General features: G+C 44.7%; 13 protein-coding genes, 1 tRNA gene and 1 rRNA gene. All 15 read left to right on the forward strand.

The genetic code is table 11. The features are described from left to right. A 5S ribosomal RNA gene (gene rrf / locus H5123_RS16230) occupies positions 1-102 on the forward strand; the annotation flags it as partial. Between the two features lie 533 nt (positions 103-635). Then, entirely contained in the window at positions 636-1,595 is a 960-nt protein-coding gene (dmeF, locus tag H5123_RS16235) for a CDF family Co(II)/Ni(II) efflux transporter DmeF (protein WP_182698647.1), read from the forward strand. Positions 1,596-1,700: 105 nt separating this feature from the next. Next, positions 1,701-1,777 (forward strand) — tRNA-Trp (locus H5123_RS16240). Positions 1,778-2,240: 463 nt separating this feature from the next. Beyond that, on the forward strand, positions 2,241-4,985 hold the full coding sequence (locus tag H5123_RS16245) for a TonB-dependent receptor (protein ID WP_182698648.1): 2,745 nt from the start codon (positions 2,241-2,243) through the stop codon (positions 4,983-4,985). Positions 4,986-5,082: 97 nt separating this feature from the next. Then, positions 5,083-7,428, forward strand: coding sequence for a glycoside hydrolase family 2 TIM barrel-domain containing protein (locus H5123_RS16250; protein ID WP_182698649.1), 2,346 nt, complete (start codon positions 5,083-5,085; stop codon positions 7,426-7,428). Between the two features lie 25 nt (positions 7,429-7,453). After that, a complete protein-coding gene (locus H5123_RS16255; protein WP_182698650.1) occupies positions 7,454-8,497 on the forward strand; it encodes a UDP-glucose--hexose-1-phosphate uridylyltransferase in 1,044 nt (347 codons plus the stop codon). Between the two features lie 2 nt (positions 8,498-8,499). Further along, positions 8,500-9,723: a galactokinase gene (gene galK / locus H5123_RS16260; protein WP_182698651.1), complete on the forward strand. Its 1,224-nt coding sequence runs from the start codon at positions 8,500-8,502 to the stop codon at positions 9,721-9,723. 40 nt (positions 9,724-9,763) lie between these two features. Next, entirely contained in the window at positions 9,764-11,326 is a 1,563-nt protein-coding gene (locus H5123_RS16265) for a sodium:solute symporter family transporter (RefSeq protein WP_182698652.1), read from the forward strand. Between the two features lie 4 nt (positions 11,327-11,330). Continuing rightward, positions 11,331-12,359 carry a UDP-glucose 4-epimerase GalE gene (gene galE, locus H5123_RS16270; RefSeq protein WP_182698653.1) on the forward strand — a complete coding sequence of 343 codons (1,029 nt, stop codon included), beginning with the start codon at positions 11,331-11,333 and terminating at the stop codon, positions 12,357-12,359. A gap of 12 nt (positions 12,360-12,371) precedes the next feature. Next, the gene (locus H5123_RS16275) at positions 12,372-14,966 is read left to right on the forward strand and encodes a hypothetical protein (protein WP_182698654.1); all 2,595 of its coding nucleotides are present in this window, start codon (positions 12,372-12,374) and stop codon (positions 14,964-14,966) included. A gap of 116 nt (positions 14,967-15,082) precedes the next feature. Then, a complete protein-coding gene (locus H5123_RS16280) occupies positions 15,083-16,372 on the forward strand; it encodes an MFS transporter (protein ID WP_182698655.1) in 1,290 nt (429 codons plus the stop codon). Between the two features lie 26 nt (positions 16,373-16,398). After that, a complete protein-coding gene (locus H5123_RS16285) occupies positions 16,399-17,403 on the forward strand; it encodes a LacI family DNA-binding transcriptional regulator (protein ID WP_182698656.1) in 1,005 nt (334 codons plus the stop codon). Positions 17,404-17,632: 229 nt separating this feature from the next. Continuing rightward, complete coding sequence (locus tag H5123_RS16290) at positions 17,633-17,923, forward strand: DUF2607 family protein (RefSeq protein WP_182698657.1); 291 nt, start codon at positions 17,633-17,635, stop codon at positions 17,921-17,923. Between the two features lie 85 nt (positions 17,924-18,008). Then, on the forward strand, positions 18,009-20,213 hold the full coding sequence (locus H5123_RS16295) for a TonB-dependent siderophore receptor (RefSeq protein ID WP_182698658.1): 2,205 nt from the start codon (positions 18,009-18,011) through the stop codon (positions 20,211-20,213). Next, positions 20,203-21,459 carry a DUF1624 domain-containing protein gene (locus H5123_RS16300; protein ID WP_182698659.1) on the forward strand — a complete coding sequence of 419 codons (1,257 nt, stop codon included), beginning with the start codon at positions 20,203-20,205 and terminating at the stop codon, positions 21,457-21,459. The genes H5123_RS16295 and H5123_RS16300 overlap by 11 nt, the downstream gene beginning before the upstream one ends. The last annotated feature ends 313 nt before the right edge of the window (positions 21,460-21,772 follow it).

Here is a 21,772-nt window from a genome sequence, read left to right on the forward strand (position 1 = left end):
AGCTGTGGCACCACCTGATCCCATTCCGAACTCAGAAGTGAAACACAGTATCGCCGATGGTAGTGTGGGGTCTCCCCATGCGAGAGTAGGTCATTTCCAGGCGCCAAATAAAACAGCAAGGCCACCTTAATAGGGTGGCCTTTTTGTTTTGTGTCTTAAACCTAAGCAATTAGTCAGTGTGGATGATATGCCCATGTCAGAGTAGGTCATTTTCAGGCACCTAATTGACTTGAAAGAGTCGTGAAATGGCCCGCTATTACATAAATAGTTCTTCATTTTGTAGTTAGTCGAGATTTTGGTTTATAGGGTATTAATGTGCGTAACACAGTAAAAAATAACTATGATCGATATACCCTTGAGAGAGTAGGTCATTTCTAGGCGACTTAATAACTTAAATGAGTGCCAGACAGATCGCCATTATATCGCTAATGCTTTTGTGTCTATTATTTGATATGTTAAAAAGCGTGAGATCAGCATTAGGTCGATATGTTCCTCATTAATTGATTCATGTATCAATAGAAACAATTACTGTTGTTGTTTATGCAAATGGGATACGACTTAATATGCTTTTGACTTGATATTTAATCGATAATACATAGATAATGTCACTCTAATTTGCTCATCTAAGTGCCTCAATGACGTCTCAATCTCATCCAGTAAAACAATGGCAACACCATCATCAATTCAGTCATCAGAACTCTGATGGTGAGCGGAATACCCTTTACGTACTTATTTTAACCATTATTACTATGTTAGCTGAGATTATTGCCGGCTCCATTTATGGTTCAATGGCATTATTGGCTGATGGTTGGCATATGGGTACACATGCTGCAGCATTTATGATTACTTTATTTGCCTATCGATATTCCCGCAAAAATGCTGATAACCCCCAGTTTTCTTTCGGTATCGGTAAAGTTAGTGTTCTGGGGGGCTTCACCAGTGCCATCGCTTTAGGTATGGTTGCATTGATAATGTTAGTTGAATCATTAGTTAGAATTATCAATCCAGAACAAATCTATTTTAACCAAGCTATCTTTGTTGCTTTTATCGGTCTTACAGTCAATATTGTTAGTGTATTTTTATTGAAAGATCATCATCACGCTGAGCATGAGCATGAGCATGAGCATGAGCCAGTACATCATCATGATCATAATTTAAGAGCTGCTTATTTCCATGTTCTTGCAGATGCTTTAACGTCTGTTTTAGCCATTGTGGCGCTAGTCTTTGGTAAATATATGGGACTGACATTCCTCGATCCTGTTATGGGTATAGTTGGCGCAGTGATTATTACACGTTGGGCATGGGGGTTAATGAAGCAAACGAGTCCAATCTTGCTTGATAATTCAATCGGGTTGGACAAGAAGTCACGAATAAAACACTTCCTCGAGCATGATGGCGTTATTGTTACTGATCTTCATATTTGGAAGGTAAGCGCTGAACATTATGCTGCGATTGTCTCGTTACTAGTCCATAGTGACATTGATGCTGTGCAATTAAAGCAACAACTTGAAAGTAAGTTTTCGCAACTTAGCCATATCACAATCGAAATTAATCAATGCCCACTGGCATCCTGTAAAAGCATAAGCTACTCATAAATGCCTTTGAACGGCTTACTTGTGTGAAAAAACTGCAATTGAGCACTTTATTTGAAAAAGTACTTTACCTTTGGAAGGGGGTTTAGCATAATGCCCCTCGTCAACAGGGGTGTAGTTCCAATTGGTAGAACAGCGGTCTCCAAAACCGATGGTTGCGGGTTCGAGTCCTGCCACCCCTGCCAAATTTAGAAGGCCTAGCAGAAATGCTAGGCCTTTGTCTTTTCCGTTGCTATTTTTTCCTGGCAAATCCGCACTCTGATTTCAGTCTGCAATATTCAATTTATCCTTTTAAGATTGAGCAAGTTAACTCTTCCTATATTACTCGGTGAGTAAATCTTTTCTATAACACTATTTAGTTCCTTTTCCCTTTATTTCTTTTAGTTCATTTGCGCTATCTTGATGCACTCCATTGGGTTAATGCCCGATATTAGAGCAAAATACGCAAATCCTCTTAATTTACAATAAATTTTAATCCATTTAAAAACATAGTTTTACCCTTTTTTTACCCATAATTGTGCAAATTTTTGTGGAAAACGTTTACCCTTGGTGTTATAAAATATCTGCTAGATGGATACATCTAGTTAACAAAATGGTTGTCGCGCTCTCTACTCTATAAAAATAAATGTTAAGAGAATGGATAAGATAATGAAAAATAATATATTCAAACTCAGTAAAGTCGCAGTTGCATTGCTCCCTTTATGCTATGTAACTCATGCTTTTGCTGCGGAAGATGATACTAAAAAAGAAACAACAGAGGTTGCTGCTACAGCTACTGCCGAAGAAAAAGTTGAGGTAATACAAGTTAGGGGGTTTGCCTCAACTCTAAAACAATCGCTGTTTAGCAAACGTACTTCATCACAAACAGTCGAAACAATTTCTACCGATGATCTTGGCAATATGCCTGATGTGACTATTACTGACGCTCTTGCTCGTCTGCCTGGGGTGGCTGCCGATCGCGATCGTGGTAACGCAAGTCGTATTTCAATTCGTGGTATGGGGCCTCGGTTAAATATGGCCACTTTGAATGGCCGTGAGATTGTTAGTGGTGAGCCAAGTCGTGATGTGCGCTACGAACAATTTCCTGCTGAATTGATTAATTCGGTTCAAGTGTATAAAAGTCCAACGGCCAGTAATGTTGAAGGCGGTATTTCTGGCTTAGTGAATATGGATTTTGTCAGTCCATTAGCGCAAAGCGAACGTAAAGTAACATTAAGCGCTAATGGTATGTACTACGATCTGGCTGATGAATTGCCAGATGGGCAAACCAATGGCTCTAAATTGAGCTTTAGTATCGTTGATAACATTACCGATAACTTAGGTTATGCCTTCGGTATTGCTTATCAGGATCAGCCTTCAGTACAACGTGGTACTAAAAGTTGGAATTACAATAATGGCGCTGATAGAGGCGATATTAACGATAATGGTATCCAAGAGTCTGCACCTTGGGGCGCACAGTCAGGTGATAAAGTTGGTACCAATAAACGCTTAGGCTCTATGGGGATCCTAGAGTGGCAGGCGACTGATAAACTAAAGCTAAAATACGATCTGTTTTATTCAAAGTTTAAAATTGAAGAACGTGAAGATCAAATGTACTTCAATGACTTAGGAAATTATCAAAGCAGTAAAAATTGGAATTATAACAATTCTGCAGCTCAGCCCGAGATCATCACAAAGGCCGACGGTAGTGAACAGCTTGTTGGAGGCGGGTTAGCCTATGCAAACCATGAGGTGCATAACGCAACTTGGTTCCAAGAAAACGAGTTGTTGAGTACAGGATTGAATGCGGTATGGGAAGGCGATATATGGCGCATTAAAGCGGATGTCGGTTTTTCTAAAGCACAAATCGATTCTGTATGGGTTGATATTATCTCTAGCTACAACGGCCCTAGTTATGATTTAGGTTGGAGTGTGGCCGATGGTAATAGTTTCAGCGCTGAAGTGCATGATAATTCGGCGGAAGGGTTAAGTGCAATAGACATCTCTAATCCAGATTATTACACCTTAGGGGCCATGGAATGGGTTGAGACGGCACCCGGTGTTTGGGAAGAACAAAATATTGGTATGATCGGCGATAATGACCGCGACCTGTCGGATCAAATGGTGAATACCCGTGTAGACTTTGAGCGTTATGTCGATTGGGGAATTTTTCAACAATTAAGCTTCGGTATACGTTATTCAGATCGCGAGAAGGAAAACCGTGTCATAGACTGGCAGAAAGCCGTTGTTGCTGATAATGGCTTAACTAATTACGGCACAAGCTATGCTCTTGGTGGTGGCTATAAGGTGCCTAACCTTTACGCATTAAAGGATTGGGATAAAGTCGCACATGATGCGTTTGGTGGGCTTGGTAGTGCTGATTATGCATTGCAAAACAGCGCCGATAAGCTCGCATCTTGGAATTTAACTGAAAAGAACAGTGCTGCCTATGTGATGTTAAATATCAACAGTGAATGGGGCGATACACCTTATTCGGGCAATATTGGCGTTCGTGTTGTAAATACTCGCTCAACATCAGAAGGTTATGAGCAATTGCTTGATGGCTCTTTAGGTTCTGCGAGTATTGATCATGAATACACAGAAGTGCTGCCATCACTTAACTTGTTGTTTAATATAACTGATGATTCACAAATACGCTTCGGCTTAGCACGTACTATGTCACGTCCTCCGTTGATTGAAATGCGTACCGGTTTTTCAATCGATACTACAGTAACGCCAAATACCGCTTCTGGTGGTAACCCTGAGCTAGATCCATATATTGCCAATCAGGTAGATCTTGGCTACGAGTATTACTTCTCTGACAGTGGTGCTATGACAGTGTCTTTATTCTATAAAGACATGCAGAGCCATATTGGTATTGCGACCAGCACTAAAACCTTGGATGGTGTCGCCTATGAATATAGCGGCCCAGTCAATGGCGATGGCGGTGCAATTAAAGGGTTTGAAGTCTTATACCAACAGGGCTTTGATTTCTTACCGGCACCATTTGATGGTTTAGGCATTTACGCTAACTATTCCTTCACTGATTCAGAAGTGGAAGAATTCACACCACAGGATAATCCATATGCTTTAGCAGGCTTATCTAAAAATGTCGGTAACGTGACCTTGTGGTATTACAAGGAAGGGTTTGAAGCACGAGTAGGCTATGACTACCGTAGTGAATACACTGGGATCAATAGCTGGGATCCAAGCGAAATCTCCTTATATGATGCCCAAGCTACTGTAGATGCGAGTATTTCATATCAGTTCACTGATAACTTTAAAGTGATGTTACAGGGGCAAAACCTGACTAACGAAGCGTCAACAAGTTATTGGGACAACGATAAAACCCGTGTAGCAGAAAATGCAGAGTGGGGTCGCCGTTACGTGTTGGGCTTTACGCTCTCTATGTGACCATAACTGAAGCGCTCACTTATGTGAGCGCCTTGGTTCATTTTTCACTACCGGGATTTCTAGTTTTTGGTTTATTCCGTTTATAAGGTACCTTGGTATGTATTTCAAGTTGTTGTTTGCAATTGTATTACTGTGTTTCCCCAGTGTGCAAGTGCAGGCTTCGCCAAAGGCGCAGACTGCTATCAAACTGTCGTTCAATGAGGATTGGCAATTCCAAAAGTCACCCGCACACGCAACCGTGTTTCAGCCTGAAGCTAAAGCATGGGAAAAGGTGAGTTTACCCCATACTCCTAAGCTTGAACCTTTGTTGGTTAATGACCAATGGCAGGGTATTGCTCTGTATCAAAAGCAATTCAATGCCCCTAAATCGTGGCAAGGACAAAGTCTTTACCTACGTTTCGAAGGCGCAATGAACTCCACTCGAGTGTGGTTAAATGATAAGCCAATAGGTGAGCATTTAGGTGGTTATCTGCCATTCAGTATTGATATATCAACTGCAGTAAATTACGGGGCTGACAATCAGTTAAGGGTGGAGTTAGACAATAACGATAATCCAACAACTGGTCCTAAACCGCTACAATTACTCGACTTTAATACCTATGGCGGTTTATACCGCGAGGTTAACTTATTCATTAAAGCGCCACTGCACGTCAGTGATGAGATGCTGACTAATTTACCTAATCGTGGCGGTTTACTGATTTCGAGCAAGATAGACAATAAGGCTAAGGCAAGTGTGGCCGTTCAGACCGATATCCGTAATCAAGGTAGTAAACCGGCTAACTTCACCTTAAAACAGGTGCTTGAGTTCGACGGTAAAGCGGTTGCAACAACAGCGCAAAGCTACACTTTAGCTGCCAATAGCCAGCAAGTCTTTGACCAGAGCCTAACGGTTAAAAAACCAAAGCTGTGGCATCCAACTCATCCAAATCTTTATCAATTAAATACTGAACTTTGGCAAGGTAAAACCTTGCTTGAGCGAAGCAATAATAACGTTGGAATTCGTGAGTTCGCCTTTAATGCTAAGCATGAGTTGCTGATTAATGGTGAACCCTATTTTTTACGCGGTGTTAATCGTCATCAAGATTATCCCCATGTCGGTTATGCCACCTCAAATCAGGCTGATTACCGGGATGCGATCAAAATTAAAGAGGCTGGATTTGATTATGTCCGTTTATCTCACTATCCCCATTCACCAGCTTTCATGGATGCTGCAGATGAATTAGGTTTAGTGCTGATTGATGACATATTAGGTTGGCAGTATTACTCTCCAGATCTAGCATTTGCTGAGCAAACGTACCAATCTTGCAAAGATTTAATACGTCGTGATCGCAATCATGCCAGCGTATTAGCATGGGAATGTTCGCTCAATGAAACTGAGATGCCACTGGCGTTTATTGAGCATTTAAAAGGTATTATTCAGGCGGAGTTACCTGGTGCTATGTCTGCAGGTTGGCAGACTCAATACGATATCTATTTACAAGCACGTCAACATAGAATGCAGCATTATCAAACACCTATTCAGCCGTACAATGTGTCTGAGTACGGTGACTGGGAATACTATGCGCAAAATGCGGGTCTTAACCAACAGTCATGGGCTGATTTAAAAGATGATGAACGCACCAGTCGTCAGTTACTCGGTGCGGGTGAGAAACGTCTTTTACAACAAGCGATGAACCTACAGGAAGCGCATAACGATAATCTTCACACTCCAGCGTTTGCTGATGGTTATTGGGTGATGTTTGACTATAACCGTGGCTATGCCAATGACTTAGAAGCATCTGGCATTATGAGTATTTATCGTCAGCCTAAGTTCAGTTATTACCTGTTCCAAAGTCAGCGTGATCCGGCGTTAACGTCAACCCAATACAATGCCGGACCTATGGTGTATATCGCTTCAGATTGGCAAGCGGACTCTTCGCCAAATGTTCGGGTTTTTAGTAACGCGGATGCCGTCGAGTTATGGTTAAATGGCAAATTAATTGCCCGTCAAACGCCCGATAACGGCGCGAATACAGACAAGCTGCTTCATCCACCCTTTACTTTTCATCTGCCACGTTTTGAGGCCGGAAAGTTGAGTGCGAAGGCTTTTATTGGCAATAAATTAGTCGCAACCCACAGTGTTAGCACCCCAGAAGCGATTCACGCCCTTGAGATTTCACTCGATACCGCAGGTGTACCTGTTAATCCTACTGGCAGTGATGTGTTATTTGTCAATGTCAGATTAGTTGATACTAATGGCACCACCGTTCCTATGAATGGCAAAGTCGTCAGCTTTGAAGCCGATAGCGCTATTGAGGTACTTAACCCTGAAGCGATAGTGACTGAAAAAGGCGTTGCTACGGCTTTAGTTCGAGTACATAACGGCGCCAAAGGCGCGCACTTGCGAGCAAGTTTCAACCTTGAAAATGCCGTTACACCTTTAACTGCAGAGTTGAAATTCTAATACCATGAATGAGTTGAGTAATATCATGAACCCCGAATTTGATCCGACTGAACACCCACATCGCCGCTATAATCCGCTGCTGGGAGAATGGGTTTTAGTGTCGCCCCATAGGGCAAAACGTCCTTGGCAAGGCCAAGTTGAGGCTGTCGATGACGCGCCAAAGCCGAGTCACGATCCGAGCTGCTTTTTGTGTTCGGGTAACACACGTATTAATGGTGAGGTTAATCCGAGCTACACAGATACGTTTGTTTTCACCAATGACTTTGCTGCGTTAAAAGCTGATACGCCAAAATTTCAACAAAATTCTCCACTGTTTCGCATGCGTACCGAACAAGGTGAGAGTCGAGTAATATGCTTCTCACCCGATCATGCTAAAACCCTACCTGAGCTCTCAGTTGATTCAATCATTAAAGTGATTGAAACTTGGCAGAGTCAGTGTGCCGATTTATCCCAGCGTTATGTTTGGGTGCAAGTGTTTGAGAATAAAGGCGCTGTTATGGGCTGCTCCAATCCACATCCCCATGGGCAAATTTGGGCCCAGACCCAACTGCCCACACTAATAGAGCGCAAGCAACAAAGTCAGAGTGAGTATTTCAAGCAACAGGGTACAGCCTTGCTTGCCGATTATGTGGAGCAAGAAGTTGTCAGCTGTGAGCGTTTGGTGGTGAGCAATGAAGATTGGGCAGTGGTTGTGCCTTATTGGGCCGCTTGGCCATTTGAAACTTTACTACTGCCACGTTTTGCAATTCAGCGTATGACAGATTTAAGCGCCAGTCAGCAGGCCAGCTTGGCAGATATTTTGAGCCAAATTACCATTCGCTATGACAATCTGTTCCAGTGTTCCTTCCCGTATTCGATGGGATGGCATGGTGCACCATACGATGGCGAAGCACATGATGAATGGCGCTTACATGCCAGTTTCTTCCCGCCATTACTGCGTAGCGCATCTGTGCGTAAGTTTATGGTTGGCTACGAAATGCTTGCCGAAGCCCAACGAGATTTGACCCCTGAGCAGGCCGCCGAGCGCCTACGTCAGTTGTCTCCCGTTCACTATAAAATGAAGTCTTAAACATGAATCAAGATACGTTGAACCTAACCCATAATAGCAATGATGATATCAATGCGATGAGCCAAACAGTGGCTCAGTCGGACATTATCGCCCTGCTGGAGCAGACATTTGTAGAGCACTTTGGTTATGCTGCGACACAAATTAGCCATGCACCAGGTCGTGTGAATTTGATTGGTGACCATACCGATTATAACGGTGGTTTTGTGTTACCCGCCGCGATTAACTTTGGCACTTGGATGGCAGGTAAAGCAAGAAATGATCGCACTATCAATGTAGTTGCGCTGGATTGTGATGGTGAACGCATTAGTTTTTCCCTCGATGATATCGCTTTTGATAAGGTTTCGTCGTGGAGCAACTATGTCCGCGGCAGTTTGATTGCACTGGCTAAAGCATTACCAGATTTTGGTGGTGCCGATTTAGTGGTCAAAGGTAATGTGCCACGCGGCGCGGGATTAAGTTCATCGGCTTCATTTGAAGTGGTGACCTTAAAGACCATGGCGGCACTGTATGATTTACCTTTATCTGGCGTACAAGCAGCCTTGATGGGGCAGCAAGCCGAAAACGAGTTTGTGGGATGCAACTGCGGCATTATGGATCAGATGATTTCTGCCATGGGTAAACAGCACAACGCTATGTTGCTTGATTGTCGTAGTCTAGACATTCAATACGCTCGTATGCCTGAAGATCTTGCCATCATCATAGTCAATTCCAATGTAAAGCGTGGCTTAGTTGATAGCGAATACAATACTCGCCGTAAACAGTGTGAACAAGCTGCAGCCTTATTAGGTAAAACCTCATTACGTGATGTGACCTTAGCCGAGCTTAATGCCGCAAAAGCGGATCTCGAACCGATACTTTATCGCCGAGCCCACCATGTGATCAGTGAAAGTCTTCGCACCTGTGACATGTTAGCGGCACTTAATCGTCACGATATGGCACAGATCAGCACATTAATGGCTGAGTCACATGATTCTCTGAAAAATGACTTTGAAGTCACCACTTCACAGTTAGATATTCTAGTGTCCTTGTTGGCCGACAAGCTTGGTGAATATGGCGGTGCCCGTATGACTGGTGGCGGTTTCGGCGGTTGTGTAGTGGCACTAACTGAACGTAGCCATGTGGATAACGTGCTTGCCACATTAGCCGAGGACTATCACGCGGCGACAGGGCTTAAGGCCGATGTCTATTTATGCCATGCGGTCGATGGGGCCTTCGTTGCCGTTTAGCGCATTAACATAAGATAAAACAATAATAAGAGTACAGAATATGAAGCTCGCTACACTCGATATCGCCATCATAGCCATTTACGCTATTGGTTTGTTGTTGGTTGCATTATGGATTTCACGCTCAGAGAAAAATCACGAGCGCAATACTGAAGATTACTTCCTCGCCAGTAAAGCTTTACCTTGGTGGGCGATTGGTGCCTCGTTGATTGCCTCGAATATTTCAGCCGAACAGATTATCGGTATGTCAGGTTCAGGTTATGCCATAGGTTTGGCTATTGCCTCCTATGAATGGATGGCGGCCATTACCTTACTATTGGTCGGTAAGTACATGTTGCCTATCTTTTTGAAAAACAAGATTTTCACTATGCCGCAGTACTTAGAGCAGTGCTTCGATAGCCGAGTAAAGACAGTGTTGGCGCTATTCTGGCTTGCGGTGTATGTGTTTGTAAACTTAACCGCTGTGCTGTGGCTCGGTGGTTTGGCGATTCAAACGGTCACGGGAATCGATTGGTTTACAGGCATGATGATGTTGGCCATTTTTTCAACGGCATACTCGCTTTATGGTGGCTTAAAAGCCGTTGCCTACACAGATATCATCCAAGTCGTGTTATTGGTGTTTGGTGGATTGATCTTAAGTTACTTGGCCTTAGATGCTGTATCCGATGGTGCGGGTGTGATAGCCGGTTTTGGTGTGTTGACTGAGAAACTACCTGAGCATTTTGACATGATCTTAAGCAGTGATAATCCGGCTTACATGAGTTTACCCGGCATTTCAGTGCTGGTGGGCGGCATGTGGATCATGAACTTAAGTTATTGGGGCTTTAACCAATACATTATTCAACGCGCATTGGCGGCTAAAGATATCCGTGAAGCGCAAAAAGGCATGGCATTTGCGGCTTACTTAAAGCTAGTGGTACCGGTTATTGTGGTGTTGCCCGGTATCGCCGCTGTTGTTTTATATCCCAACCTTTCTGCGCCCGATCAAGCTTATCCGTCGATGATAGAGCTGATGCCAGTTGGGATTAAGGGGTTAGTGTTTGCGGCGTTAGTGGCGGCAATTGTTTCGTCTTTGGCCTCGATGACTAACAGCATTTCAACCATTTTCACTATGGATATCTATCGTCATCTCAAACCGGCTAAATCACAAACCCATTATGTGTTTGTGGGCCGGGCGGCAACCTTAGTTAGCCTAGTGATTGCGATGATCATGGCGGAGCCGTTACTGGGTAAATTTGACCAAGCCTTCCAATATATTCAGGAATTTACTGGCGTATTTACGCCGGGTATTGTGGTGATTTTCTTAATGGGCATGTTCTGGCGTAAAGCGTCACCGGCAGGCGCCATTGCGGCGGCTTTGGGTTCCGCCGTAGGGTCATTTGTACTTAAGTTTACTTGGCCGACATTGCCTTTTATGGATCGCATGAGCGTGGTGTTCCTTTTGTGTTTAGGGCTCGGGGTGTTGGTGTCTTTACTGCGCCCAAGAACGCAGCCAAGTAATACTGTGGATTTAAGCCAAGTGTCTTTTGCGACCACGCCATCCTTTAATCTACACACTGCGATTATCGCGATTATTTTAATCGCGCTGTACACAACTTGGTGGTAACACGATGAAAGTATTAGTGACAGGTGGCGCAGGTTACATAGGTTCGCATACCGTTTTGGCATTATTACAACAGGACCACCAAGTGGTGGTGTTTGATAACTTGTGTAATGCCAGTGAGGTGCCGTTAGCGCGAATTGAAGAGATGACGGGCAAACATATTGAGTCTGTCCGTGGCGATATTCGCGATGAAGCAGCATTAGATGCGGTGTTTGAGGCGCATCAATTTGATGCGGTGATCCATTTTGCTGCGCTTAAAGCGGTTGGCGAATCAACCCAAAAACCGCTGGCTTATTATCAAACCAACGTACACGGCAGTGTGTGTTTGCTTGAGGCCATGCAGCGTCATCAAGTCACTGATTTTATTTTTAGTTCATCGGCGACAGTCTATGGTGAGCTGGCGATCGTGCCTTATCTTGAGTCAATGCCGCTAGGGTCTCCTTCGAGCCCCTATGGTGCGACTAAGGTGATGGTCGAGCGCATTATGGCCGATTATGCGGCCGCTAACCCTGAATTCAGGGGCGTATCCCTACGTTATTTCAATCCTATCGGTGCTCACGAAAGCGGTAACTTAGGCGAAGATCCTAAGGGGATCCCGAATAATTTATTACCTTATTTAGCCCAAGTCGCAGTGGGTCGCCGCGCCCATTTAAGTGTCTTTGGTGGTGATTATCCAACGCAAGATGGCACCTGTTTACGGGATTATCTGCATGTGATGGATTTAGCCGAAGGCCATACGGCGGCGCTTAATTGGTTGGCAGACCATCCATTGCAGCGTGGCATTGAAGCGTTCAACTTAGGAACGGGTCAAGGTGTGTCAGTGCTGGACATTATCGCTGCCTTTGAACAGGCGAGTGGTGTGCCTGTTCCCTATGAGATAGCGCCACGTCGCGCGGGCGATCTCGCTGCATTTTGGGCCAATGCCGATAAAGCCAGCACTGTGCTAGGTTGGCAAGCTAAACGCAATCTCACCCAGATGATGCAGGATACTTGGCGTTGGCAAAGTCAAAATCCTTCGGGCTACAGTGAAGAATAAAAGGAATTGTGCATGAAATTACTCACCAAATTAGCAGCAGTGCTTGCGTTATCACCTTTGTTACCGTTATTGAGCGCGAGTGTTTTTGCGGCTGATGCGAAGGTTGAAGACGGAGTGTTGTACCTAGACGATGGCAGTGAAGTGCGTCACTTTGGCGTGAATTACTCTGCGCCATTTGCCTTTACCTACCGTGCTATGGTTAATAGCGGTGTTGACATGCACGCCGCTATCGATATGGATGTGGCGCATCTTAAGCGTCTTGGGGTGACGGGCTATCGTGTGCATGTCTTCGACAGAGAAGTTTCCGATGTAAAAGGGAATTTAGTCGATAATGTTCATCTAGAACTGCTGGATTATTTACTGAATAAGCTTGCCGCTAATGGTATTCGCGCCATTATTACCCCGATTGCGTGGTGGGGTAATGGTTATCCTGCGCCGGATACTGAGACTCAAGGATTTGCTAATGGCTTTACTAAAGCGCAGATGAATACCGAGCCTAAGGCTATTACGGCAACGCACACTTATCTGAAACAATTCTTTGCTCATAAGAATAGTTATAGTGGTGTGACCTATGGTCAGGATGCCAACATTATTGCCTTTGAATTGTTTAACGAGCCGAGTCACCATGGCGATGTTTATCAGAGTCAAAGCTATATCGATGGTTTAATTAAGGTGAGCCATGACAGTGGCGTAACGAAACCGCTGTTTTATAACATTAGCGAGCAGGGCGACAACCCAGCCTTTGCAAAAGCGGTATGCGATTCTAATATCGATGGAATTGCCTATCAGTGGTATCCGACTGGGCTAGTAAAAATGAGCCGGATTAACAGTAATACTCTGGTCAATGTTGCCCATTACACCAATCCCTTCGCCGATATTGCGGCCTGTAAGACGAAGGCGAAAATGATTTATGAGTTTGATGCCGCAGATGTAACTGCCAGTGTCATGTATCCAGCAATGGCACGCAGTTTTCGCGAGGCTGGATTCCAATGGGCGACTCAGTTTGCCTACGATCCGGCAGTCATTGCGGGCAGCAATGCTGATTACAATACCCATTTTCTTAATCTACTTTACACTCCGTCAAAAGCCATCAGCTTTTTGATTGCCGGTGAGGTATTTAGACAAGTTCCTCGCGGTTTTGAGGGCGGTGCTTATCCGCAAAGTAATCACTTTGCTGACGTGAGCTTAGATTATGGCCACGATGTCAGTGTATTAAATCAGCCAGCGCGTTTTTATTACAGTAATAACACAGATGAAAAGCCACAAGCGCCTAAAAAGCTTGAGCATATCGCTGGCGTTGGCAGTTCTGCGATTGTTAACTATGACGGCAATGGTAGCTACTTTTTAGATAAGATCTCTGATGGTTTATGGCAATTAGAAGTGTATCCCGATGCCTTAGTGTTATCTGATCCACATCAGAATTCGAGCTTAAAACGTGAAGCCGTCCGTTTGTATCAAGCCTCGCGACATTTTAATCTGGCTCTGTCGGATTTAGGCCAGCATTATTGGCTGCAAGGTATCAACCAAGGTAATAGCGCTTCGCTACAAGCCAGCAAAGGCACAGTGCAGTTAACGCCTGGCAAGTATTTACTCGCTAAGGATAAATCGTTACTTGCATCAAAGCAGGGCAAGGTTGATGACCATTATTATCTGCCGCCTATGCCGCATCAAACCTTAGGCTTAGTGCACCAGAATGTGCAGGCGCTGAATCAGGGGGATGCGCTCTCCTTTAGCACCAGTGTGATGGACGCAAAAGCGATAGATAAGGTTGAGCTTTATGTGCGCTATCTTGGTGATAGTGAGTTTAAGGTGTATCCGATGCAAGCCCATGGCAGTCTCTATCTCCAAACCCTCACTGATGTCAAAAACTGGCAGCGCACTGGGGCGATTGAATATGCTTTTGTGGTGACTCAAGCTGCTGATCAAACAAGCTTTCCAGGTCATGCTGAGGGAAATCCAAATGAATGGGATTTTGTGAAGCGCAGTGGCGCAGCTTTTTATCAATTTGAGTGGCGTGCTAAAGGCACTCCGGTCAGCTTGTTTAATGCCACGCTCGATAGAGATAACTTAATTTATCCACAAAATGGCCGTAGTGAATGGCGTTTCCAAAGTGGCGTGCGCGATCAAGGACTTGGATTGCAACTTTATCTCCCAAATCTGCTGACATCTGCTACAGGTTCAGAAGCTGATAATATGCTCGTACGTATCTCATCAGCCAAAGATAATGCGCTTTCTCAACATTCCCTGAAGGGATACAATACCGTTCAGCTGCGAATCTATGCAGACCAAGCCAATGAACATGTGTCTGTTGCGCTGTTAAACGAGGATGGACTAGCCTATGGCGCGGTTGTTACATTGCAAGCTGGGTGGCAGTCTATTAGCATACCATTAGCTGATTTATCGCCAATGCCGACGGTATTAACAAAGGCTTATCCCATGTTTATGCCGATGAATTATCCTCATTCTGAACCCTATAGATTCGACGCTGAGGCGCTAGGGAAATTACAAGGTGTGCAGCTGGGGTTTGTGGCAAAGGATTATGAGATAAAGGCGCGGGACAAAGGCCATAATATTGTCTTGTCTGAAATAAATTTAATTAAGAGGTAAGTGCTATATCGATAAGCCGCGCGAGTAAGGGCTACAGGCATCAGCAACAAGATAATTCTGCGAGTGATGCAGTATGCCAAAGCCTAGATTTAGCTCCTAAAAAGTACCTTCAGTGGGTGCTTGGTGCAGGCTTTTTTGCGGCGTTTATCGCCCAGCAAGGGGTTGTGGCGTTAGCCTTACCCTATTATCAAATGCTGCGCGGCTTAGACCCTTTACTCTTAGGCGCTTTGCTGAGTTTACCTATCGTTTGTGGTGCAATGCTTTCGGGACGAATTATGTCGCTGTTGCAGCGACAATTGTGGACCGAGCGGCGGATAATATTAACCTGTGGTTGGGTAACCGCTTTGTTATTTGGCCTATTGTGGATGGTCCCAGCAGATTGGCCTATGGCTTGGCAGTGGGCTGTCTTAGTGATGTTATGTTTGTGCTATAGCCTATCCATGACAGTACTGATCCTCACCTTGAAGCTATTGGCCTTTCGTTTGGCCTTGATAAGTGATGATGGGCAAGGGATATTTAGTCGTATTACCTTGTTTGAAAAGATTGCCGCGGTGTTGTACTTTTGGTTATTTCCATTAACTCAGTTAACTTTATTTACTGATGCTACTAGTGGTGTGAGAATAATAGGCTGGCTGGTGGGCTTAGGCTTAATCGGCAGTTTATGTACTTTGGTGGCTTGGCAATTCGCCCCTGAGCGAGTGCGATTAGGCGATAGCCGGATGAAAATCGCAACAGATATGGCGCCAACCTTGAGCGTGCATACTCGCCGGCAGGTTAACCAATTACTGTGGATCTCGGCATTGCAGTTTGGCGCTGTGGGGATTTGTATCAGTTTTGACTATTACTTGCTGGTATATTTTATGTCTGCAGGTGACGTGACCGAAGGCTCAATGCTTAAAGGTGCGTTATCGAGTGGCTATGCGATAGCGGGAGCCTTGTATTTACCCATACTCGCCCATGGCGTTAAACAATGGGGTGCTGTGGTAACATTACAAAGAGTACTCGTATTTACGGTTTTTGGCTGTTTACTCAAATGGTATGTGTATACGCCATATGGTTATTGGGCTTTGTGGATTGATGCTGTGATTGGTGCCGCTATTTGGACGGCGATGACCTGTATTATACCCAATATGCTCACTGAACTGGGGCGCGATACAGGTCAAGATATCAGTCCTTATTTAGTCAGTCGTCACCATACAGTGATCAGCATGAGTTTAGTGTTGGCAATGCTAGGGTCTGGTGAGTTACTCAATTTAGTCGGTTTTGATGCCAGTTTAGCAGGCAATCAAACGGATAGTACCTTGTTTGCTATGCGTTTATTATTGTCTTTTGGCAGTTTTATTTTTACCCTTGGTGCCCTAATGATCTTGTCTCGATACAAGGCCGATAGGTTAATTCATTCATAGTACGATTTCCGGTTAAAGGGGATAAATTGGCTACCATAAAAGATGTCGCGAGAGTGGCGGGTGTCTCAATTGCAACTGTATCACGGGTTGTTAACGGCCAGGGCAAGGTTGGAGCCCAGTGCCGCACACGAGTGCAGAAGGTGATAGAGCAACTTAACTATCGCCCAAATTCGAACGCCAAAGCGCTTGTCAAACGCAGTACTAATACGATTGGTATCGTCACGCCGAATTTATCTATGTCTTTTTTTAGTAGTTTGGCCTGCGGCGCAGAACGTGCTGCTCGTGAGCGTGGTTATGGATTGATTATGCGTAATTCGCTTTATGAGACTCAGTCTGAAATCGATGCGATCGAATCCCTGCGTGACCAAAACTGTGATGCTATTATTCTCCACAGCGAATATTCGGATGAGTCGACTTTAATAGGCCTTACTGAACAAATCCCCGGGCTTGTGATCATCAACCGTTTTATCCCTAAAATTGCCGATCGCTGCGTTTGGCTCGACAATGTAACCAGTGCCCAAGAGGCGACTAACTACTTACTCGACCGCGGCCATCAAGATTTTGCGGTGATCACCAGTATTTACCAAAACCGCGATCCTGCGTCACGCATATTAGGGGTACGCCAAGCTCTGCTGTTGCGGGATATGAAGTTGCCCTTGGATGCCATTGAAGAGTCTACCGCGAATATGGAAGGTGGCGAAGCCGCTGTACAAGCCTTACTCGCAAGAGGCACACCATTCACGGCCATCTTAGCTTATAATGACTTAATGGCGATTGGCGCGATTCATGCGTTATTTGCGGCGGGAATTCGGGTGCCTGAAGATGTCTCTGTGATTGGTTTTGATGACTTATCGATTGCCCGTGCTTGCCGTCCTAGATTGACGACCATGCATTACCCGATTGAGGAAATGGCCAATTATGCTACAGATTTAGCGATTAAGTTAGCGTCAAATGCTACGCCTGAGTCCCGTAATACTCACCTTTTTTTGTCCAACTTAGTCGAGCGAGACTCAGTTGCAGCCTTAGTTTAAACACGTCCTCGCTATCTTGTTGATGGTGGAGTCAGGCTCGAATCCTCGTTCACAAGGTGGAACGACCTGACTCTATGATGTTCGTGATGAGGTACTTAGAGTGATTTTCCTCCAACAAACTGTCGAATCCCGCTTGTAACATTTAAGCCTGCGACTTAGGTAAATTGGTTTGCAACTTTAGTTGTGTTTAACATACAATCGCCAGCCAAATGAGTTGAGGAAGTATGGTTTGAATAGTGTGATGCAAACAAGACGCACCCTAGCAATATGGCTTGCCGCCATGTTGGTGCTTTTGTCTGTGGCCATTGCTGTTCACAGTATTACTCATGCCAATGAAGATCCTAAGTCTCATTGTTCGCTGTGCTTACATCAGCACCAGTTGCAACATGCGATAACCAGTACGCCCTTTCATTTTCAATTGGCTCAGCAGAGTTATATCTCGGTTGAGTTCCAAGCCATTTCCTTTAAACGACCTTTTAGTCGTTTCTTCAATAGTCGTGCTCCGCCCATAACAGCATAAGTTACTTTTTATTAGATATATCTTAATTAACTTTGAGCGTCTTGGCTTAGCTAAGACGTCGATGCTGTTTATTTTCGGAGTGAAAATGACCTCTTTTTATATTCCCAAGCGCGCTGCGCTGTTGCTGGGCGCCTTGTTTGTGCTCAATCCTATTTCAAAACTGTTGGCCGCAGAAGGCAGTCAAGTGAGTGATGTGGCTAGTGCTGTTGATACTGCTAGTGACGCGGCTCGTGATACCGCTCTTGGCACTGAGATTGAGCGTTTAAGTATCCACTATCGCCAAGCCTATCGTGGCAATGTTTCTGCAACTGAACTTCCGCAAGCGATAAGTGTGTTAGACGAGCAATTGATGAAAGATGCGGGACTGACAAGGTTTCAAGATGTGCTGGATTATTCCGCCAGTGTGGCGCGGCAAAACAATGGTGGCGGTTTGTGGGATAGCTTTTCCCTGCGCGGCTTTCCGGGTAATGAAAACATGCCATCGGGCTATTTAATTAATGGCTTTAATGGTGGCCGAGGTTTTAGTGGTCATAGGGATTTATCAAATGTGGCCTATGTCGAGATCTTAAAAGGTCCTGGTTCGGCGCTTTATGGTCGCTCGGAACCCGGTGGTACAGTCAATATTGTGACTAAGAAACCTCAGTATCAAACCAGTGGTTATTTAAAAGCATCTGCTGGAAGTTTCGATCAATATCGATTAGAGGGGGATGTGACTTCCGGCTTGACCGACAATGTGGCATTTCGGATTAACGGTGCGTGGCAGGAACACGATAGTTTTCGCGATTATGTGTTCAGCGATAAAAAAATCATCACGCCGTCTGCGCGTTGGCAGATTTCTGATAAAGCCTCGTTACTTTATGAAATGGAATATCTCAAGCAAGAACAGCTATTCGATCGCGGCATTATTGTGCTCAACAACGATATCAATACTGTGCCACTCTCACGTTATTTAGGTGAACCTAATGATGGCGCAACTGTGGTCAATGCCACTGGGCACCAGCTGACCTATGACTATCAATTAAATGATGATTGGTCACTCACCGCGGGCTATAACTATCGCGATTCTAGCTTGAAGGGCTTTTCCTCTGATGCTGAGTTAGCAAAGGGGCGCCAATCGCTATTTGATGATGGCCGCATGCTTACCCGGCAGCACAGATACCGAGATTATGCATCCGAGGATAACTCGCTACGTCTAGAGTTAAGTGGTCATGTGGATACCGGTTTTATTCGCCACAATTTACTGCTCGGTGCTGACGCCTATCACTATGATTTGAAGACGGGACTGTACCGCCACCGAGGCCGAAAAGGTGAATATGCCATCGATATTTTTGAGCCCCAATATGGCGGGACTCAACCCGAGGTCAGTTTGTTGTATGAGGATAATGAAACCCAACAGGCATGGGGGACTTATCTGCAAGATCAAATGGATTTAACTGAGAAATGGAAGCTGCATTTAGGGCTGAGATTCGACCGTTATAAGCAAGATATCGGTGAAGTTGTCAATGATACGTTATCTAAGCAAACTGAAAGTCGAGTTAGCCCAAAAGTGGGTTTAGTATATTTATGGTCTGATGAATTAAGTTTTTATTCCTCCTATTCTGAAGGCTTTTTACCGCTTTCTGGAACCGACTACACGGGTAAGCCTTTCGAAGCTGAAGAGAGTCAGTCGCTTGAGCTAGGAATGAAGTTTAATGGTAATTGGTTTACAGGCATAGGATTTGAAGGCATAGCAGTCACTGGCAGCTTGGCGGTGTTCGATGCGCAAAAGAGCAATATTTTGACCTCAGATCCTGTCAATGTTGGCTTTGCAGCCACCTTAGGGGAGGCAAAAAGTAGCGGCGTTGAACTTGATATCGCTGCCGAGTTGACGGACTCTTTACAGGCTAAATTATCCTACGCTTATTTGAATACACGTACCGCCAATGACAGTTTGAATCCAGACTGGGGCGAACTTATTCCTGCAGGCAGTCCTCTGGTCAATGTGCCAAAACATACGGCGAGTTTGCTACTGAAGCAGGATCTGAGCGGATTATCTATTGATGGTCACTTAGGTTTGAGCTGGCGCTATATTGACTCACGCCTTGGTGATTCCGCCGATCCCAGTTTTCAATTACCTGCTTATCAGCTGCTTGGGTTATTTATCAATACGCACCTGAGCGATAATCTAAACCTTGGGGTGAATTTGGATAACGTACTGGATGAGCATTATATCGCAAACAGTTATTCAGCACTTTGGGCTGTACCGGGTGAGCCACGTAGCATTAAGGTGAGTGTCAGTTATGAATTCTAATATCAGTTCGAATCCTTCGATGTCAGCCAATATTGCGGAACAAGCATCGAGTCCAACGCTTGGCCGAAGCCGTATCAATAGTATCGATATGATGCGCGGTGCAGTGATGTTGATCATGTTGCTCGATCATGCACGGGAGCGGTTTTTCTTTCATATGCAGGTGAGCGATCCTATGGATTTGAGTTCGACCTCTTGGGGGCTTTTTTTGAGTCGCTTTGCCGCCCATTTTTGTGCGCCGGTTTTTGTGTTCTTAACCGGGGTTTCTGCATGGCTTTATGCCAATCGTAGCCATGGCGAGCCACGTTCAGCACGTATGTTTTTGATTAAACGCGGACTGTTTTTAATCGCGCTGGAAATTTTAGTGATTAACTTCTCTAACCTCTCTTGGATGGTCAGCTATTACACCCTCTGGTTACAAGTGATTTGGGTGATTGGTCTGAGTATGCTAGCGCTCGCTGCGCTGATAAAACTGCCTAGACCTTGGATGGCTGTTTTAGGTTTAGCGATTGTTTTTGGCCATAATCTATTGACGCCTATTGGCTTTCAACCCAATGAGTGGGCTTATAGTCTGTGGACCATATTGCACGATCGCGGCTATCTCATCAGCGAAGGTGCGCTTAGGGTTAAGGTGAGTTATCCCGTGCTACCTTGGATTGGGGTGATTTTACTGGGCTATGTGGCTGGGCCAATTTTCAGTCAAAAATCCAATGGTAACCCGCTTGAAGCCTCGCAGCGCCAGCAAACACTGTTGAAGTTAGGAATAAGCTGCTGGGTACTTTTTGCCGTACTACGCGGGTTTAACCTTTATGGTGAAACCTTGCCTTGGCAGGCGGGATCGAATTTTGGTGAAACCTTAATGTCGGTCGTTAACTTAACCAAATACCCGCCATCATTAAGCTTTTTACTGGTGACCTTAGGCGGGATGTTTTTCTGCTTAGTCGCGTTTGAGCGGCACTTTGCATCAGACGGGAAAGCTGATGGGAGTTTAGCGCGAGTCGGCCATTGGTTGTCTGTGTTTGGCTCAGTACCGATGTTTTTTTATATCTTGCATTTGTACGTGCTGTTATTGCTTTATACCTTAGCGAAATTCACCTTTGGTGCTAATCATGGTGAATTTTATGGAGTCAATAGTATCGGCTGGGTTTGGTTGATTGCAGCTTTGTTAGCCGTCGGACTCTATTATCCTGTTAAACGGTTTAGCCAGTATAAAAAAAATAGCACTCAGGCTTGGATAAAGTACCTCTAAGCCTAAGTGCTTCTAAACCTGAGTGATGTTGTTTTAAAGGCAAAAGTCGCCAAGCAGTCATGTTTGGCGACTTTTTGTTTTGGTTAGCACAATAATCCATTTAGCCAATTATTTTATGAATAAGCTATGCTGTATTCAGGCATTTTTTCATCTAGCTGAATACCTTGGATAAGCAGTTTCGCAGTCGTTTCATCATTGGCTCGATTTACCTGTGAAAACTGTGTGTCTTAAGATACAGGCTGTCGGTCAATGCTTGGTTAAGACTCGCGGTGATTTCACCTCTGTTGGCTTGATAGCTAAGTTAATCATGGCG

It is taken from the genome of Shewanella sp. SR43-4 (assembly GCF_014163845.1).
Taxonomy (GTDB): Bacteria; Pseudomonadota; Gammaproteobacteria; order Enterobacterales; family Shewanellaceae; genus Shewanella; species Shewanella vesiculosa.

What these genes read in the sequence shown, in the direction of transcription:
- dmeF (WP_182698647.1), top strand. Translation starts at nt 636, where the DNA reads ATGACGTCTCAATCTCATCCAGTAAAACAATGGCAACACCATCATCAA.
- H5123_RS16245 (WP_182698648.1), top strand. Translation starts at nt 2,241, where the DNA reads ATGAAAAATAATATATTCAAACTCAGTAAAGTCGCAGTTGCATTGCTC.
- H5123_RS16250 (WP_182698649.1), top strand. Translation starts at nt 5,083, where the DNA reads ATGTATTTCAAGTTGTTGTTTGCAATTGTATTACTGTGTTTCCCCAGT.
- H5123_RS16255 (WP_182698650.1), top strand. Translation starts at nt 7,454, where the DNA reads ATGAACCCCGAATTTGATCCGACTGAACACCCACATCGCCGCTATAAT.
- galK (WP_182698651.1), top strand. Translation starts at nt 8,500, where the DNA reads ATGAATCAAGATACGTTGAACCTAACCCATAATAGCAATGATGATATC.
- H5123_RS16265 (WP_182698652.1), top strand. Translation starts at nt 9,764, where the DNA reads ATGAAGCTCGCTACACTCGATATCGCCATCATAGCCATTTACGCTATT.
- galE (WP_182698653.1), top strand. Translation starts at nt 11,331, where the DNA reads ATGAAAGTATTAGTGACAGGTGGCGCAGGTTACATAGGTTCGCATACC.
- H5123_RS16275 (WP_182698654.1), top strand. Translation starts at nt 12,372, where the DNA reads ATGAAATTACTCACCAAATTAGCAGCAGTGCTTGCGTTATCACCTTTG.
- H5123_RS16295 (WP_182698658.1), top strand. Translation starts at nt 18,009, where the DNA reads ATGACCTCTTTTTATATTCCCAAGCGCGCTGCGCTGTTGCTGGGCGCC.
- H5123_RS16300 (WP_182698659.1), top strand. Translation starts at nt 20,203, where the DNA reads ATGAATTCTAATATCAGTTCGAATCCTTCGATGTCAGCCAATATTGCG.